The 17,073-nt window shown below is 38.7% G+C and carries 17 protein-coding genes and 1 tRNA gene; 9 read left to right on the top strand and 9 right to left on the bottom strand.

The features are described from left to right. Positions 1-23: 23 nt before the first annotated feature. From OB69_RS02820 to rfbC, 9 genes are all read right to left on the bottom strand, one after another. Positions 24-794 carry a hypothetical protein gene (locus tag OB69_RS02820; protein WP_053222177.1) on the bottom strand — a complete coding sequence of 257 codons (771 nt, stop codon included), beginning with the start codon at positions 792-794 and terminating at the stop codon, positions 24-26. 97 nt (positions 795-891) lie between these two features. Further along, the gene (gene uvrB, locus OB69_RS02815; protein ID WP_053222176.1) at positions 892-2,913 is read right to left on the bottom strand and encodes an excinuclease ABC subunit UvrB; all 2,022 of its coding nucleotides are present in this window, start codon (positions 2,911-2,913) and stop codon (positions 892-894) included. Between the two features lie 93 nt (positions 2,914-3,006). Then, a complete protein-coding gene (locus OB69_RS02810; protein ID WP_053222175.1) occupies positions 3,007-3,774 on the bottom strand; it encodes a shikimate dehydrogenase family protein in 768 nt (255 codons plus the stop codon). Continuing rightward, complete coding sequence (locus OB69_RS02805) at positions 3,775-4,713, bottom strand: DUF368 domain-containing protein (protein WP_053222174.1); 939 nt, start codon at positions 4,711-4,713, stop codon at positions 3,775-3,777. It lies immediately after the preceding gene. A 2-nt stretch (positions 4,714-4,715) separates the two neighbouring features. Then, positions 4,716-5,477: a phosphosulfolactate synthase gene (locus OB69_RS02800; RefSeq protein WP_053222173.1), complete on the bottom strand. Its 762-nt coding sequence runs from the start codon at positions 5,475-5,477 to the stop codon at positions 4,716-4,718. Further along, positions 5,478-6,881: a tetratricopeptide repeat protein gene (locus tag OB69_RS02795; RefSeq protein WP_053222172.1), complete on the bottom strand. Its 1,404-nt coding sequence runs from the start codon at positions 6,879-6,881 to the stop codon at positions 5,478-5,480. Between the two features lie 96 nt (positions 6,882-6,977). Beyond that, on the bottom strand, positions 6,978-7,958 hold the full coding sequence (locus OB69_RS02790; protein WP_053222171.1) for an SDR family NAD(P)-dependent oxidoreductase: 981 nt from the start codon (positions 7,956-7,958) through the stop codon (positions 6,978-6,980). Between the two features lie 4 nt (positions 7,959-7,962). Further along, positions 7,963-8,703 (bottom strand): tyrosine-protein phosphatase, encoded by a 741-nt coding sequence (locus OB69_RS02785; protein ID WP_071426688.1) that lies wholly within the window; start codon positions 8,701-8,703, stop codon positions 7,963-7,965. Then, positions 8,700-9,245 carry a dTDP-4-dehydrorhamnose 3,5-epimerase gene (rfbC, locus tag OB69_RS02780; protein WP_053222425.1) on the bottom strand — a complete coding sequence of 182 codons (546 nt, stop codon included), beginning with the start codon at positions 9,243-9,245 and terminating at the stop codon, positions 8,700-8,702. Before rfbC ends, OB69_RS02785 begins: the two co-directional genes overlap by 4 nt. A gap of 167 nt (positions 9,246-9,412) precedes the next feature. On the opposite strand from rfbC, the gene hflX reads away from it, so the two are divergent. From hflX to OB69_RS02735, 9 genes are all read left to right on the top strand, one after another. Next, complete coding sequence (gene hflX / locus OB69_RS02775) at positions 9,413-10,612, top strand: GTPase HflX (RefSeq protein WP_053222170.1); 1,200 nt, start codon at positions 9,413-9,415, stop codon at positions 10,610-10,612. 29 nt (positions 10,613-10,641) lie between these two features. Then, positions 10,642-10,713: transfer RNA gene (locus OB69_RS02770), tRNA-Arg, on the top strand. A 137-nt stretch (positions 10,714-10,850) separates the two neighbouring features. Then, the gene (locus tag OB69_RS02765) at positions 10,851-12,041 is read left to right on the top strand and encodes a site-specific integrase (protein WP_053222169.1); all 1,191 of its coding nucleotides are present in this window, start codon (positions 10,851-10,853) and stop codon (positions 12,039-12,041) included. Between the two features lie 39 nt (positions 12,042-12,080). Then, positions 12,081-12,908, top strand: a complete 828-nt coding sequence (locus tag OB69_RS02760) for a hypothetical protein (protein ID WP_053222168.1) — start codon at positions 12,081-12,083, stop codon at positions 12,906-12,908. Positions 12,909-13,045: 137 nt separating this feature from the next. Next, the gene (locus tag OB69_RS02755; protein ID WP_053222167.1) at positions 13,046-13,354 is read left to right on the top strand and encodes a hypothetical protein; all 309 of its coding nucleotides are present in this window, start codon (positions 13,046-13,048) and stop codon (positions 13,352-13,354) included. Between the two features lie 61 nt (positions 13,355-13,415). Next, positions 13,416-13,772 (top strand): hypothetical protein, encoded by a 357-nt coding sequence (locus OB69_RS02750; RefSeq protein ID WP_053222166.1) that lies wholly within the window; start codon positions 13,416-13,418, stop codon positions 13,770-13,772. A gap of 107 nt (positions 13,773-13,879) precedes the next feature. Further along, complete coding sequence (locus tag OB69_RS02745) at positions 13,880-15,286, top strand: DUF3987 domain-containing protein (RefSeq protein WP_053222165.1); 1,407 nt, start codon at positions 13,880-13,882, stop codon at positions 15,284-15,286. A gap of 111 nt (positions 15,287-15,397) precedes the next feature. After that, complete coding sequence (locus tag OB69_RS02740) at positions 15,398-16,852, top strand: DUF6965 family protein (RefSeq protein ID WP_071426687.1); 1,455 nt, start codon at positions 15,398-15,400, stop codon at positions 16,850-16,852. Further along, positions 16,849-17,073 (top strand): hypothetical protein, encoded by a 225-nt coding sequence (locus OB69_RS02735; protein WP_053222164.1) that lies wholly within the window; start codon positions 16,849-16,851, stop codon positions 17,071-17,073. The genes OB69_RS02740 and OB69_RS02735 overlap by 4 nt, the downstream gene beginning before the upstream one ends.

The following is a 17,073-nucleotide window of genomic DNA, read 5'->3' as shown; positions in this document are numbered from 1 at the left end:
CTCAAACAAAAATTCAAAACCTATCAGTGTAATTTCTTAGCTATCAAATCGATTTTGGGCTTTGCATCTTCTCTACCCAATTCCAGTGCTTTTTGATAATTTTCTAAAGCCTGTTTGTAGGTAGATTTTTTCTTGCTAGGCGCCAATTTTGTTCTCTGTGCGGCAAGAGCATAAGCCTCGCCTCTGGTGAAATAGGAGTCTGCCTCACTAATTTGGAAGGCCGATTTCATGGCTGAAATTTGCTGATCCAAAAGTTCTAATTCCATTGTTTTTGCTTCAATCATTTCATCTTGGCTCAAGATGGTTTCCGCCTGAATACTATTCAATGCTACCAACTTTTGATTGTTGTTGGTTTCTGTATCCAATCTAGCCTCTAACAGAGCAATGTCATTCTTTTGCGACTCAAACTCTGCCTTTAGCTTTTTTAAGCTATTGGCATAATTGTTTTGAGCCGTTGTCGAGTTTTTTAATGACTTTTCTAAACTTGAAATCTGCAAAGAGGTTTGCGCTATGTAAGATTTCAGTTCAGTTAAATGAGCAATGAAGTCTTCTTGAGAATCACTATTCTCTAAAGTTACTCTGAGCATTTTTCTACCCAAATCAATTGAATCCATTAATGTCATGGCCTTGAATAGAGTAGCAGATGTTTTTTGACTACTTTTTATTTCTAAAGAAAGGCTGTCTATTTTGGCAATAAGGCTTGAGTTTTCACTCATCAATACTTCTTTCTCTTTTTCATTAGAGCAACTGAACAATGTCAAGATGAATACTCCAATGATAATTTGCTGTTTCATGTTTTATTTTCTGTGTTTGAGCCATATGACGTGGATTTTACAAAAGGTCACAGAAAGAGAATGGAAATATTTTTGAGTCAGAGGAAAGGAGGAAATGTTATTTCTTTCTCAGTAATTCCTTCAGTTCAGCAAGTTCATCGCGTAATCTGGCAGCCTCAATAAAATCAAGTTCTTTGGCAGCCTTTTCCATCGATTTTTGGGTTTTCTGAATCATTTTTTCAAGCCCTTCTTTGCCCATATAAGCCACTACAGGATCGGCAGCTACAGAAACACTTTCGCTTTCAGCATAGTAGTTCTTTTTCTGTTTTCTGGAATCGGCCACCGAAGTTTGATTCATAATGGCTTCTTTCGATTTCTTGACGGTGGTTGGAGTAATTCCGTGTTCCTCATTATAAGCTTGCTGAATCGCCCTTCTTCTTCGGGTTTCGTCAATAGCGCGCTGCATGGAAACCGTGGTTCGGTCGGCATACATAATCACCATGCCATTTTGGTTTCGGGCCGCACGGCCAATGGTTTGCACCAAAGAGCGTTCGTTTCGCAAAAAGCCTTCTTTATCGGCATCTAAAATGGCCACCAATGAAACCTCTGGCAAATCAAGCCCTTCCCTTAATAAATTTACGCCTACCAGTACATCGAAAATGCCTAGCCTTAATTCACGAAGAATTTCAACCCGGTCCAGTGAACTTACTTCTGAGTGAATATAACGCACCTTTACGTTGGCCCTTTCCAAGTATTTGGACAGTTCTTCTGCCATTCTTTTGGTTAAAGTGGTAATGAGTACGCGCTCTTCTTTCTTAACTCTAATATCAATTTCTTCCAGAATATCATCGATTTGGTTAGGGCTTGGCCTCACTTCAATAATAGGATCAAGTAAGCCCGTTGGACGAATTACCTGCTCTACTACTTCGCCTTGGGTAAGGTTGAGCTCATAATCGGCAGGGGTAGCACTTACGTAAATGGTTTGTTTAGCCAGACCTTCAAATTCGTCAAATTTTAGCGGGCGATTGTCCATGGCTGATGGTAGTCTGAAGCCGTATTCCACCAAGTTTTCTTTTCTAGACCTATCGCCTCCCCACATGGCACGCACCTGCGGTAAGGTTACATGGCTTTCGTCAATTACCATTAGAAAGTCTTCTGGAAAATAATCGAGCAAACAGAAAGGCCGTTGCCCCCTTTGGCGTCTGTCGAAATAGCGTGAGTAATTTTCTACCCCAGAACAATAACCCAATTCCCTCATCATTTCCAGATCAAATTCAGTACGCTCTTTTAGGCGATTGGCCTCTAAAAATTTACCGTCATCTTCAAACTGGTGGAGGCGCTCTACCAAATCATTCTGAATTTCATGAATGGCTTGGTTCAATACATCTTTTCCTGTTACAAAAAGGTTAGCAGGAAAAATAGTGATGATTTTTTCGTCCGAAATCTTCATTCCAGAAACAGGGTCAATCATTTGAATGGCCTCAATTTCATCGCCCCAGAAGTAAATTCGATATGCGAAATCACCATAAGCAATGAAAATATCTACCGTATCGCCCTTTACACGGAATGTGCCTCGCTTAAATTCCGCTTCGGTTCGGCTATAAAGAATGTCTACAAAAGCAAAGAGGAGTTTGTTGCGCGAAATCGTGTCGCCTACCTGTAGCGTAATTACATTTTTACCAAACTCTTCTGGGTTTCCAATACCGTAAATACATGAAACGGAAGCTACCACAATTACATCTCTTCGACCAGTAAGTAAAGATGAAGTAGCGCTGAGTCTCAGTTTTTCAATTTCTTCGTTTATGGAAAGATCCTTTTCTATATAAAGGTTACTGCCGGGAATAAAGGCTTCTGGCTGATAATAATCGTAGTAGGAAATAAAATACTCTACCGCATTGTCTGGAAAGAATTGCTTGAACTCTCCATAAAGCTGGGCGGCCAAAGTTTTGTTATGGCTTAAGATTAGAGTAGGTTTTTGAACCTCCTGGATAACGTTAGCAATGGTAAAGGTTTTTCCAGAACCCGTAACACCCAAAAGTACTTGGCTGGCCTCGCCTGCATTAACGCCTTCGGCTAAGGCCTTGATGGCCGCAGGTTGGTCGCCAGTAGGAACAAAGTCAGAGGTAATCTTAAAATCCATAGAGTAAAACTAAGGGAAAGAGTTAGCAAGAAAAACCTCTGGTAACTGTTTTTAGTTCAGAACTTTTTGGGTCAGTTTAACGGTAACAGAAACTCACTCATTCCAAATCTCCCATGCGGCTTCCGCTTGGCCGTGTAGCATTTCCAATCCATTTTTTACCCAGCATTTGGCTTCAATTCCTTTTTGCATAAATGCTGTTACTAAAGGATTATACACCAGATCATATAGGAAATGATCAGATGTCAATTGCTGGTAAGGTAAGTCAGGAAGTTCGTCTGTTTTGGGAGCCATGCCGAGTGGCGTAGTATTAATGATGAGTTGGTATGTGTTGAGGTGCTGAGGTGTTAAAGTGTTGGAGTGCTGGGGTGTGGATGTGCTGAAGTCTTGGTATGAAAGTTCATCTGTTTGTGGATTGCGGGAGACCAGTTTGAATTGAATATCTAAGTCTGAAAGGGTAGTTTGAACGGCTTTTGAAGCTCCACCTGTTCCAAGAATCAAAGCGTTTTCGGGCATAGGGTTGGCTCCGATAAACTTTACCAACGAAGTTTTAAATCCTAAATAATCGGTATTGAAACCCTTCAGTTTTCCATTCTGAATTTTGATAGTGTTTACTGCGCCAATTGCTGCCGCTTTTTCATCAATTTCATCAAGAAATTTCATTACCGATTCCTTGTATGGAATGGTAACATTAATACCTTCTAAGCCTTTAGTGTTTTTTACTAAGGCAGGAAATTCCTCAATATCTTCGAGAGGATAAAGCTCATATTCGGCCTTAATCCCTTCTTTTTCGAATTTATCTGAGAAGTGTTTTTTCGAAAATGAATGGCCGAGAGGGTAACCGATCAGTCCAAATTTACGCATTTAATTTTTTGGGTTTAGTGCAGCTGCAACCCTATCCATTGCCAATACAACAAGAAAGCCCGCAGCAGCAAATAAAATAGCTTCTAAAAAGAAAGGTTCGGCACCAGTTTTTCCATAGTACTGGTTAGGCAAAACATTAACTTGAACCAAAGGCTTTAAGTCGCCATGGCGATCAATATACGTTTCAATGGCCTCTTTCCACGGCCATACTTTGTTAAGTGAACCAATCATAAAACCAGACAAAACACCAATTGTAATGTTGTGGTATTTTTTGAAAAGCCAACTTACCAAACGGGCAAAGCTTAATAAGCCTATTATACAGCCCAAGCCAAAAATGGCAATATCTACAACTCTAAACTCTTTAACAGCCGAGAGAATGAACTCGTATTTTCCGAAAATGAGCAAAATGAATGACCCAGAAATTCCAGGTAATATCATTGCGCAAATAGCTACTGCTCCAGCTATAAATAAAAACCAAGAAGATTCAGGGGTTTCAGCCGGAGTAGCCGAAGTAATAAAATAAGCAATAGCAATACCTAAGGCAATGGCTACAAAAACGCCAATATTCCAATGTTTAATTTCTCTAAGAATAATAAGGGCCGAAATAACAATTAGCCCAAAAAAGAAAGACCAAACTTGAATAGGGTACTCAGCCAATAAATGGGTAATTACTTTAGCTAAGGTAAGTACACTAGTGGCAATTCCGGCCAAAAGCGGTAACAAGAAGTTTCCGTTAACGTGTTTCCAAAGCGCTTTAATTTGAAATTTCTTCAAGTATTGTAATGCTTGAAGGTCGACACTGCGAATAGCGTTTAATAGTGTTTCGTAAATGCCAGTAATGAAAGCAATTGTTCCTCCTGAAACGCCAGGAACTACATCGGCACTTCCCATGGCAATACCTTTAAAGTAGAGAAGAATGAGCTCCTTAATATTCTTCATTCTTATTTATCCAGAAAGTGATTGAAAGTATCTCCTCTTAAACCCAAACGGATTGTTTCCAATGGAATTAGTTCTTCTGGTGCAATATTTCCAAGGTTTACATTGGCGCCCACCAGCTTAATAAAGTACACTTGTTGCGCTTTTTGTGGAGCTTCCCAAATAATTCTTTCAAAAGGAATCTTAGTTAGAATTTCTTGAACCAAGCCTGAACGAACCTCTCCGCTTGACCTGAAAAGGCCAACATTACCTCCTTCACGTGCCTCGCCAATTACCTTCCAAGCACCAGCGTCTAGTTCTTTCTGCATCAGCTCGATCCATTTATACGGAGGAATAATTTTTTCCTCGTCTTTAGATCCAACTTCTGAAAGTACAGTAACTTGTTTCGATAGTTCAGTGATGTATTCACACTTTTTATCGTGATCCATTTCTACAGAACCATCAGAAACCTCGGCAAATGGCACTTGAAATTTGTCTAATAATTTCCTGTAATCGTCAAATTGGTTTCTTACAGCAAAGGCTTCGAAAAGCGTTCCTCCAAAGTAAAAGGGAATTCCAGCAGCTCTGTATACATTCAGTTTATCTTGTAGGTTGGCAGTAACATATGAGGTAGCCCAGCCTAATTTGATAATGTCTACATGATTAGCTCCTACGCTAAGAAAATCTTCGGCTTGCCTTACACTTAGGCCTTTGTCCATTACCATGGTGAAGCCTTTTTCTCTTGGTTTTTGTGTCCTTTCGGGCACGTTCTCTAAAAAGTAGTGCATTTAAATTTTGTTTCGGTGCTGATCAATGATCTTAAATAATGCTTTTTGGGTTTCAATTTTAGGAAAGAAATCGAAAAGCACTTCGTGATTTTCAAAGTCCAAAATTAAAGCATTTTCTAGATAAGTAAAGGCTTCTTTGTATCTACCTGCCGATATTTGGTAAACTACCATTCTGTACATTAAATCAGAATTTTCTGGAAGTTCTTCCAAAGCCCTATCAATCAATTCGATGGCTTTAATGTGTTCGCCTTGCTCATAATAAATAAGCGACCAATCAAGCCAAATCATTTCGTTGTTGGGTTCGAGCATTGCCGCCTCTTGATAAGCTTCAAAGCTAGAAACTACATTACCCACATGCTGTTCGGCATCGGCTATGGCCAACCAATAATTGGCATTTTCTGGATCGAGCTTAAGTGCTTTGTTAAAGAAATGAATGGCCTCATAATACTTGTCTTGTTCAGAGAGACAACAACCTATTCCATACCAAGCATCTTCATAAAACTGATCTAGTTTTGTAGATTTTCGGTAATACTTCATGGCCAACTCGTATTGCTCGAGTTTTTCATAGGCAGTACCAATGCAGCAATAAGTTTCTGCAGATGGCCCTTCATTTGTAAGCGTATTTTTATACGCCTCCAGAGCTTCATCAAACTTATCGAGGTTCATATAGGAATTACCCATATTGAACCAAGCTGATGAAAAAGTGTCGTCAATTACTAGGGCGTAATCATAAGCTTCTATCGCTTCTTGATAGCGTTCTAGCTTATTCAATACAATTCCCAAATTGTACCAAGCATAGGTAGAATAGGGGTCCTGATCGATAAACTGCTTATAGTAATCAACGCTATCTTCCAGCTTGCCAGTTACATCTAGGCAATAGGCAAGTTCATAAAGTGCGCTTTCGTGGTTTAAGTTTAGCTCGATAGCCTTTTTGTAATTACCAATTGCCTCTTCGTATTTTGAATTGGTTTGGTAGGTAAGGCCTATGTTATAATACACTTCCGATTTATCTTCGGCATAATCTAGCGTGTTGAGCAAGAGCTCAACGGCTTTTTCGTATTCTCCTAAAAAGGAATAGATAGTTCCTTTTACGGTGTTTAACTCCACATCATTTGGATGCAAATTTTGAGCTTCATCAATTACCCTAAGGGCTTCTTGATAATTTTCTTTACCAATGTAGCATTGCGACATTAGTAAGCTTATTTCTTGAGAAAACGGGAATTGATCGATGGCAAGCTTGCATGCTTTTAAGCCCTTACCAAACTGAAGGTGATCGATATAATACTGAATAATAGTTTCGTATTCAGTGATATCGAAAAAATTATATGTCTTTTGCTTGAGTTGCTCTTCGAATTTCTTGATCAGCCCACGTTCCTCTTCTCTGCTAGGATAGTCTTCTTGCATCTATTTTCGAAAGGTTTATTCAAAGTAAGGAATAAATGAATGGCAAACTATGTGGCCCTGTCTTTTTTTTCCTGATCTGTTTATAACCGTGTTTTTTTAAAGGTTGTGCATAGATTTAAGTTCTCTAACGCTCCAATCTAAGGTTTCGTTCATAGGGCGAAACTCAAAGTTTAAAGCTTTTTTCACTTTATCATTTTTGAAGTGATAATGCATGCGTGACAGCCTAGCTGTATCGTTTGTGATTAGGGCGCTTTGGCGCATAATTCTAGATCGGATAAACTCTAATTTTACAGCTACTTTGAGCATCCAATAGGGTACTGGTTTGGTAGGTGGTTTTTTGCCAAAGCGGCTGGCTACTTCTTTAAAGAAGTCTTTGAATTCTTTTGTGCCAGCATTTAGTACGAACCTTTCATTTTGAATGTTTGAGTTAAGCAGCTTAACACATATTTCGGCTACATCGCGAACATCCACAAAATTGATGGTGCCCTCTGGATGAAATGTTTTGCTGTCGTAAGCATATTTAAAAACGGAGGTGCTTCCGCTACCCCAAAGCCCAGGCCCCAAAACAACTGAAGGATTTACGATTTTTACATTTAAACCTTCTTGGGCCCCACGCCAAACCTCTAATTCTTGCATGTACTTAGATCGGGCATAAATAGAATCGTATTCTGTGCCCTCCCATTTATCTTTTTCGTCAATAAATTTCTGGCCGGGTTTTCTGCCTATAGCGGCTACTGAACTTATTTGCACAAAGTTTTTCACTCCTGCTTTTAAGCAGGCATTTACCAAATCGGCTGTTCCTTGCACATTGGTTTTGTACATTCTGTCTTCATCTCTTTTGTCGAATGAGATGATAGCCGCTCCGTGAATAACCCCATCAACCCCATTTAATGCTTCGAGCAGAAAAGTGGTATCGTTCATGTCGCCATTCACCCACTCAATCTGATCGGCAATATCTTCGATCAAAGTCAGTTGGCTGCTTTCTCGCTTTACAGCGCGAATGGACTGGCCATTTTTAATAAGTTCTCTACAAATAAAGCTACCGAGCAGGCCAGTAGCGCCAGTAACAAAAACCATAGTTCTAAAGGGTGTTATTTAGAAGATCTAAGTTCATTAATTTTTTAAAATACTTTGTTTTTACTGCCTCTTTCAAAAGGTTAATGTGCCCTATGTTATGGCAGTCTGTACCAATAAGTTGCACAGCCTTCATGTCGATAAGCTTTTCTGCAAACTTTTGAACAGGCTTAGAATAACAACCGGTTAGGGAAATTACGTTCAGCTGTAAAATAATATTTCTGTCCATCAACTCATCCAGTAAATACTCGCTTTGCATAAGGTATAAATAACGTTCTGGATGGGCGAAAACAGGTTTGTAGCCTTTTAAACTCAGTTTGAAGGTGACCTCTTTTAGCTGTGGGGGCATGTTCATAAATGGGGTCTCAAACAAAACGTATTTTTTTCCGAAAGTCATTAATGGAGCGCCTGAGTCTATAAGCTCTACGAATGATTCATCGAGGTAATATTCTGTGGCGGCTTCTAATTGAATATTGATGCCCTCTTTTTTGATGGCTTCGCGCATGATTTCCAGCCCCGCATAAATATTCTCGGGCGAGTTGTCATAAGTGCCAGGCATTGAATGCGGAGTAGTAATTACCTTCTCATAGCCTAATGCTTCCATTTCGCGCAAAACCGTAAGCGACTCTTCAATAGACTGCACACCGTCATCAATCGCAGGGATTAAATGAGAATGGATATCTGTTTTGATTGGCAAAACGGAAGCTGGAGAAGTATCCTTTGGCTTTAGAAAAGAAAGTATACTCAAAATAGAGGTGCGTTTTTATACGCTGCAAAATTAGGTAAAAGTTTATCCTTTTCAGACACGATTGGATTTTCTATTTGCCAATCAATATTTAATTCAGGGTCGTTCCAGAAAATACCGCCTTCAGACGCTTTATTGTAGTAGTTGGTACACTTATATGAAAATACGCTGTCTTCCAAAGCTAAAAAACCATGCGCAAAACCAACAGGAACTAGAAACAGGTTATGCTTTTTGGCATCTAAAATAACGGTATGGTGTTTTCCGAAAGTTGGCGAATTTGGCCTTAGGTCCACAGCTACATCCATTACTTTACCCAAAGCAACTCTTACAAGTTTTGCTTGTGCATAAGGCTCACTTTGGAAATGAAGCCCTCGTAATGTGCCTTTCACCGAAAACGATTCATTGTCTTGAACAAAGTCTGCATGTATTCCGAGCTCTTCAAAGGTCTTTTTTCGATAAGACTCAAAAAAGTACCCTCGGTCATCTCCAAATACAGTAGACTCAATTTCGTATAGGCCATCAAAGCCAGTTTCTATAATTTTCATTGCGTAAAAAATTCCTTTCAAACTTAAGCCGTTAAGCTGTCTTATCAAACCATAAGATTATGCAAAACTATTATACCCTTATATGGTGTTTATACTTTTTAGTTTGATGAAGCGATTTATAAGTTGAATTTAGAAATGGTTTCGATAAATAGTAATTTTGATGCTTTATGGGAGGATATTTAACAACTGATACTGAGAAAGAAACCGCAGTTTTGGTGGCTTTGATTAATAGAGAGCAGCCAGAAGAAAAGGTAATCGAATATTTAGATGAATTGGCTTTTTTAGCCGATACAATGGGGCTTGAGGTTAAAAAATCGTTTACGCAACGGCTTGATAAACCTGAAATAAGAACTTTTGTAGGGAAAGGTAAATTTGAGGAAATCCATACTTATATTAAGGCTGAAGGTATACAGGTAATTATTTTTGATGACGACTTGAGCCCTTCACAGCTTAGAAATATAGAGAGAGAATTGCAGATCAAGATTTATGATCGAAGTTTACTTATTCTAGATATATTTTTGAAAAGAGCACAGACTGCTCAGGCTAAAACGCAAGTGGAACTGGCAAGGTCTAAGTATTTATTACCTAGGCTTACACGACTGTGGACTCACCTCGAAAGACAAAGAGGAGGGACTGCCACACGTGGTGGTGCTGGTGAGAAGGAAATTGAAACGGATAGAAGACAAATTCGAAACCAAATTACCGTACTGAAAAAGAAGCTGGAGAAAATTGAATTACAGAACGAAGTTCAGCGAAAATCCAGAACTAATATTGTACGTGTGGCTTTGGTAGGCTATACCAATGTTGGTAAATCTACCCTTATGCGTTTAATGACTAAGGCAGATGTATTGGCCGAAAATAAGCTTTTTGCTACTGTAGATTCTACCGTGCGAAAAGTGGCTATTGATGATATCCCGTTTCTATTGTCCGATACCGTAGGTTTTATCCGAAAACTACCAACACATTTGATCGAATCTTTTAAATCTACTTTGGATGAGGTAAGAGAAGCCGATATTCTTTTACATATCGTAGATGTTTCACATCCTTACTATCAGGATCAGATGGAAACGGTAAACCAAACATTGGTAGATCTTGGTGCGGCTGATAAACCAACGATCATTATTTTTAATAAAATTGACAAATTGGTTGAGTCTTTAGATCCTGAAATAGAAGAGGAAATGGAACATCCGCCCATGACGCTAGAAAGGTTGAAAAAAACCTACTTAAATGCTGAAGGCGAAAGCGTAGTTTTTATTTCTGCAGAACAAAAAGAGAACATTGCTGAAATGCGTGAAGTGATTTTCGAAAAGGTGAAAAAACAACACATGACCATCTTTCCAAATTACTTGAAAGACACATATTATTAATTAATTTTGCCCCTCTTAAAAAAGGGAATGGTCCCGTAGTTCAACGGATAGAATAGAAGTTTCCTAAACTTTAGATACAAGTTCGATTCTTGTCGGGATCACTTTTAACAATAACTAACAAGTATAAACAAGAGATAAGCCACTGAAAAACAGTGGCTTATTTGCTGTTAAGGCGTGTTAGTTCTCTTGTCCTGTCTTGTTAGTTCCCGTAAATTGTTACCCGAAATGTTACACACTTATGGGAGTCTCTTTTAAACCTATCTTCAATCGAAACTATATAAAAACAAAGAGTGGCCGATACTCAATTCACCTACGAGTAACGATAGATAGGGAGGTTCGCTTCTTTGATCCCCAACTACCTAAACTCGAAGCCAAGTATTGGCAGGGGCGTGAAAATAAATGGGTGAAGGATAGCCATCCGCAAAATCACCTATTCAACAAAGCGCTTATGGATCGAATGAGCGAGCTTCAGGAGTATGTGAATAAATTACATTTTCTCGATCGGCCAGTAACCTTTCGGCAGCTGTCTGAATTCTTTGAGAGGAAAGGAGACAAGGAATCATTCAATGATTACATCGATCATTATTTGAAGATCACTAAATTTAAATCTCCGAATACACGAAAGAAATACAAGACCTTCAGGAAGCACATTAACGAGTTTAACCCCAAGATTAAGTTTAAGGAGCTTGGTGAAGGTCTTATTTTGGAGTACAGAGATTTTTTGTTGGGCAAAGGTTTAGTTGGCTCTACCGTAACCAAGTACTTTGATCCGTTCAAAAAGGTTGCCAGGCATGCGCTTAAAAACGATTATTTAATTCGTGACCCGTTTTTTGAGGTCAAGCTGGAGGTACCAATATCTGTGGTGAAAAGAACCGCTCTCACCATAGCAGAAATTGAAGCATTGGTAAACCTTCAGTTCGAGAAAAAGGAAGAACAATACTTAGAGCTTCATCGAGACCTCTTTGTCTTTCAGTGTTTGACTGGGCTATATTATAGCGATGTACGTGGTTTGACGGCCGAAAATTTTATAAACTCTGAAGCTGGGTTATTATTGGTTAGTGAAAGGTTTAAAAATGGCTACCGCTATATTGTTCCTTTGTACAAGTTTCCTGAAGCTGTAAGGCTTTTAAATAAGTACAAAGCTGAAAATTCTCCTTTAGTATTTCCAACAGTTGTAGACCAGGCGTTTAATAGAGCACTCAAAATAATTGGGCCAATGGCCAAAATAGAAAAGGTGCTTTATAACAAGGTTGGCCGCCATACATTTTGTGAATTGTTAATATCAAAGGGTTACCCTAGGGAATACGTGGCCAAAATGGCTGGCCACCAAAATTCAAAAACCACCAAAACCTATTTTGACATTAGCACAAGCCACTTTATTAATGAGTTGAGTGGGTTTGGGGCGGTTGATTTATTTAAATCAATTTAATGATGTTATATTTTTAATTAACGTCACTTATATTGCGCCATGGGAAGAAATCAGAAAAACACCGTTAAGCATTATTTAAACACGCGTTTGAATCCCAAGATTGTGCAAGTAGATGGCCGAAAAACTGAAGCATATCCAGTTTATATAAAAATAAGAGCTCAGCAAAAACAGACTCAAATTAAAAGCTCTTATTGGGTATTTAGAATAGATAGTTTTGACGAAATACCTAATGTAGATAAGTATTCTCATGTCCAAAATGATGATAGCTTTTCTTATCTGACGGTTTCTCAGTTTGAATCAGATGAAAAAATTAAAGAATGGCTAAAAAGAGAAGAGAATTATTATTTGAAGTCCATAAATATTATTACCAAGCTGTTCAACCATGAAACGCTTGATATTGGGGTGTTTACAAAGAAACTCCCTGTATTGACATACCCTTTACAATTACTTATTTCAGAAATATATAAGAGTAAGTTGAAAAATTCTCTAATAAGTAAGCAGCATCATAATATCATAAAAATAATTGATTGGCATTGGAATTCATTTTGGGAGATAATGAGTGGCCTAATATCCGTAATGGATGGAGTTGTTTATAGTAGGTCTAATTATAATAATGTGCTTCAAGTAGTTAATGAGTACATTCCTGTATATATGATATTGAATGATATTTCAGTGATAACTTCAAAACAAGTTATTTGGGTAATGGAATGGCATGATGTGGTTGAAGAGTTCGATTTGATAAATAGATTGTTAGCAGAGTCTGAAAAAGGGACTTATTCGAAAGATGACTTACGTAACTTTCTGAGCGAAGTCAGTGGAGAAATCTCTAAGTTAACCACCAGAGTCCTTTTAGATGCTTCAATGTAATTGTCGTCATATATGTGATTTGAAAATTGTAAATTTACAATTAGAGAACGCTTATTAAAAATAAGTGAGGTTAATTTGGTTTTCATCAAACTTTATAGTTAACTTTGGTTATCGTTTGGTAACTTAATAGTATAGCTATGAATGAAAGTCCTCAAAAGTCCGTCCCTTCAGGAGAATCATTATTACAATTCTTTAACTCCGTATTTGAAATAAGGAGTGACATCCAAGATATTAAAAATGATCTCCAAGAAATCAAGGGGATAAAATCTTCCAAATCTGGTCCAGAGTATTTGCCCGTGAAAGAGTTTATGTCTGCTATTAGCATTGGGCGAACCAAGTTCGATGAGCTCGTGGCGGATGGCAAAGTTAGAACCGTGAGACCAAATGGTTCTAGGAAACTATACGTACCTGCTTCAGAAGTTACAAGGTATTTCGAAGGAGAATAAAAAAAGCATGGAGTCCAGTCCATGCTTTTTCAATTATGTATTCACATTAATAACTTATAACATGACAAACTTACAAAATTCTTTGGAAAGGTTAAGAACCTTGGCCATTGACCAACCCGAAAATCAGAAAAATATCATTCTTGAGTCTATAAAAGAGATTCAAAACTCCGTGCGCATTAGTCATCATGTGGCAGAACATGTAGAAAGCCTTAGGCAGAATAAAAACATGACTGAGGATGATGAAAGGATTATTCATCAATATGAGGCAATGGCCTTAAAGTTTAAAGAGAAAGAACAATCTAACTTTCAAGAGTTCATCACAATGCTGAAAAAGGAAGTGGTTCAAGCAGAAAAGGCGCGTGACAAAATGAAAAAGAAATACTTAGACTTTAAGAAAAAAGTAGCAGACGCTGCATAGGAATTTAAAGGGGCTTTATGGTCCCTTTTTTATAATCATATAATGTCTGGCAGTCGCAAGAGTATTAGACCTGTACTCATATTTCACAACTAATTCACCATTCCCCTATGTCCATCGAGCCAAAGCACGTGAGCCTAGAAGTACCTGACCCCTTGCTTAAAGAAATAGAGAATTTTAAAGGTGTACTCAAAAAAGTAGAAACTCCACTATTTCCTGAGCATATCTATAAGCTACTCCCTAAGTTTCTTAAAGAGACTTGTGCCTTTTTTGATAATGGCAGAGACAAGGATGTTTTTCTTGCCAGCACAATTACAGTTTTAAGCGGATGTATGCCCGGTGTTAAATTTCAACATGATGGCAAGACATATTGGAATAACCTTTTCTTATTCATTATTGCTCCAGCAGCTAGTGGAAAGGGAAAAATGAACTATGGTAAATTTTTGGCTCAGCCTATTCAAAGAAAATACATAAAAGAAAATGACAAAAAAAAGGAGGACTATCAGCTAGAGCTTTCTCGATATAGAGCCACTCCGGCAAAGGATAGATTATATATAGATGAACCATTGGAGCCAGACTATCAATACCTATTTATCCCTGCGAATAGTAGCAGTGCTTCTTTTGTGGAAACTATGGCGCGTATGCAAAGCTCTATTCTTTTTGAGTCTGAAGCTGACACATTAGGGAATACACTAAAACAAGATTGGTCTGGGTATAGCGATGTGTTGAGAAAGGCTTTTGAGCATGAAACGCATTCTCAAAACCGAAAAGGGTCGGGTAACTATAAAGAAATTGAAAATCCATGCCTTTCAGTAGCGCTTAGCGGAACGCCTGGCCAGCTCAAAGGAATAATCCCCAATACTGAAGACGGCCTGTTTAGTCGTTTTATGTTCTATTACTTCGAAGGGGACGAAGAGTTTAGAAGTGTATTTGGTACTAAATCAAAACCAATACCCTATGCTGATCAATTGGAGCCTTATTCAAAAGAATTACTACAGATTTACGAAAAGTGTCAAAGCTGGGGCGAGGTTCGCTTTTCATGGAAGCCTGATCAGGAAGATGAACTACAGGATTTATACGCAAAATGGACTAAGTACTATGTCCGATCTTTCGGGTCTGATGTCAAAAGTATAATCTTCCGATCCGCAATTATCATCACTCGAATAGCCTCAATACTTACTATCCTTCGTACTTGGGAGCATCAAGACTATTCTAATAAGCATCAAGTTTGTTCAGGTAAAGACTTTGACATTGCAGTAGCACTTGCGAAAACATTCATTGATCATTCTTTGCACATGCATTCGCACCTTTTGAAGAAAAACCCAACTGAGCACCTTGATACTAAAAAGAGAGAGTTTTACACCTCTCTTCCGTCAGAGTTTACAAGACGAGAGGCTGATTTTGAGTCAGATAAACTAGGTCTACATCAGAGAACCGTAACCAACTATTTAAAAGACTTCACCAAGATCAAATTAATTGAAAAGCTAGAACATGGGCATTATAAGAAGCTTGTATAATTCCATTTGCCATTTATTCCATTCATGCCATTTACATATTGAAATGGAACATATGGAAAGAATGGAAAATTGACTTTTCCTTAAAAATGGAACAAATAGCAAATATGGAAAATGGAAAACGGGAGTAGGATATACCACTTAGAATCAGGCAGCAAGAAACACATCTGCCCCAGTTGTGGCAAAAAACGTTTTGTTCGGTACGTTGAGAAAGCTACCAATGACTATCTGCCTGAACAGTACGGCCGCTGTGATCGTGAGGCTAACTGTGGCTACCACCTTAACCCTTATAAAGATGGTTATGCCAACCCAGATCAAGACCTTCAAGAGGAAAAGAAGGTAGGTATTGGCAAATCAACCCCCGTTCGCGCGTTCGCAGACGCGTTCGTTCCTTTTTCTGTGCTTCAGCGAACGCTCTTAGCGAACGGGTACGAACGCAACATATTCATCCAAAATCTTCTGAATAACATTCCCTTTCCCTTTCCTGAGAAGGATGTGGAGAAAGTAGTAGAGCTATATTATTTGGGCACACTAAATAAAGGGTATATGGTGGGTGCGCTCACCATTCCCTATATCGATCGTTCAGGAAAAATTCGTGCGGTTCAGGTAAAAACTTTTGATCAACAGAACCACACTGTTAAAACAAACTTCCTGCATTCTATTGCCGAAAAGCATTATCTAAATCAGGGTCATGAAATACCTAAATGGTTAGCGGATTATTTAAAGAATGAAACAAAGGTGTCTTGCCTGTTTGGGGAACATTTGCTCGATAAGTACCCAGTTAATCCAGTGGCTTTAGTTGAAGCCCCAAAAACCGCAATCTATTCAGCCCTATATTTTGGGTTGCCTGATCAACCAGGTAATCTTTTGTGGTTGGCAGTTTTTAACCTTAGCAGCTTAAAGCTGGAGAAGTGCAAAGTACTGCAAGGGCGTAGGGTAGTACTCTTTCCGGATCTATCTAAAACGGGCAATGCTTTCAAACTGTGGAGTAAAAAGGCTGTAGAATTTGAAAAAGCAATGTCAGGCACCAAGTTTACAGTTTCAGATTTGCTTGAACGCAACGCGAACGACCAAGAACGGGCTAAAGGACTTGACCTTGCCGACTTCCTGATCAAACAAGACTGGCGAGCGTTTAGGCCAAAGCAAAGAGAAGTTGCTTCGGTTCTTGAGCCGATGGTTCAGCCCAAAGGTGAAAATAGTGAAAAAGGTGTAGCCCTAAACAAACCTTTTTTTCAACAGCCAAGAACTCCAGATGCCCAACCATTGCCTAAGCCAGAACCCAAATGGCAGGTAGAAAGCTTAGAGCGTTATTTCATTAAGGCCAAATTTCCAGAAGGACCAATTCAACTTGAACCAGCCAGTACCATTACGGACGTGGTCAAAATGGTTGAAAGCCATATGGCCATAATTAAAGCCCAAAGAGAAAAGCCAAGGTTCAAGCCTTACTATAACAGATTGATGGATTTGAAAGTATTGCTTCAGCAATCGAAGAAGGCCAATGCTGGACGGTTACCAAAGGTCAAAAGGAGAACTCAAAATAATGTCAAACTCAAAATAAAGTCAACATGAAAGAGAACAACAAAAAAGTAATTAGGTCAGGGATAACTCGGCTACAGCTGGCAGATGTTTATAACATTTCCCCTGATGTGCTCAGCCAATGGTTTCACGCAATTGGAGTAACCCACTCCAGAACCTTAAAACCCAAAGAGGTTGCCCTTTTGGTAAGGGCCAACGGCCTACCAGAAAATTGTGAAATGCGAATTCCAGTATTAGACCCTTTAAATCAATAA

Origin of the sequence: Roseivirga seohaensis subsp. aquiponti (assembly GCF_001267955.1) — a bacterium.
Lineage (GTDB): Bacteria > Bacteroidota > Bacteroidia > Cytophagales > Cyclobacteriaceae > Roseivirga > Roseivirga seohaensis.
This window is presented reverse-complemented; position numbering and strand designations above follow the sequence as displayed.

Excerpts from the sequence above, each read along its gene's own strand:
- rfbC (WP_053222425.1), bottom strand. The coding sequence starts at position 9,245 with ATGAAAATTATAGAAACTGGCTTTGATGGCCTATACGAAATTGAGTCT.
- OB69_RS02810 (WP_053222175.1), bottom strand. The coding sequence starts at position 3,774 with ATGCGTAAATTTGGACTGATCGGTTACCCTCTCGGCCATTCATTTTCG.
- uvrB (WP_053222176.1), bottom strand. The coding sequence starts at position 2,913 with ATGGATTTTAAGATTACCTCTGACTTTGTTCCTACTGGCGACCAACCT.
- OB69_RS02735 (WP_053222164.1), top strand. The coding sequence starts at position 16,849 with ATGAAAGAGAACAACAAAAAAGTAATTAGGTCAGGGATAACTCGGCTA.
- OB69_RS02740 (WP_071426687.1), top strand. The coding sequence starts at position 15,398 with ATGGAAAACGGGAGTAGGATATACCACTTAGAATCAGGCAGCAAGAAA.
- OB69_RS02750 (WP_053222166.1), top strand. The coding sequence starts at position 13,416 with ATGACAAACTTACAAAATTCTTTGGAAAGGTTAAGAACCTTGGCCATT.
- hflX (WP_053222170.1), top strand. The coding sequence starts at position 9,413 with ATGGGAGGATATTTAACAACTGATACTGAGAAAGAAACCGCAGTTTTG.
- OB69_RS02755 (WP_053222167.1), top strand. The coding sequence starts at position 13,046 with ATGAATGAAAGTCCTCAAAAGTCCGTCCCTTCAGGAGAATCATTATTA.
- OB69_RS02760 (WP_053222168.1), top strand. The coding sequence starts at position 12,081 with ATGGGAAGAAATCAGAAAAACACCGTTAAGCATTATTTAAACACGCGT.
- OB69_RS02795 (WP_053222172.1), bottom strand. The coding sequence starts at position 6,881 with ATGCAAGAAGACTATCCTAGCAGAGAAGAGGAACGTGGGCTGATCAAG.
- OB69_RS02765 (WP_053222169.1), top strand. The coding sequence starts at position 10,851 with ATGGGAGTCTCTTTTAAACCTATCTTCAATCGAAACTATATAAAAACA.
- OB69_RS02745 (WP_053222165.1), top strand. The coding sequence starts at position 13,880 with ATGTCCATCGAGCCAAAGCACGTGAGCCTAGAAGTACCTGACCCCTTG.
- OB69_RS02820 (WP_053222177.1), bottom strand. The coding sequence starts at position 794 with ATGAAACAGCAAATTATCATTGGAGTATTCATCTTGACATTGTTCAGT.
- OB69_RS02800 (WP_053222173.1), bottom strand. The coding sequence starts at position 5,477 with ATGCACTACTTTTTAGAGAACGTGCCCGAAAGGACACAAAAACCAAGA.
- OB69_RS02805 (WP_053222174.1), bottom strand. The coding sequence starts at position 4,713 with ATGAAGAATATTAAGGAGCTCATTCTTCTCTACTTTAAAGGTATTGCC.
- OB69_RS02790 (WP_053222171.1), bottom strand. The coding sequence starts at position 7,958 with ATGGTTTTTGTTACTGGCGCTACTGGCCTGCTCGGTAGCTTTATTTGT.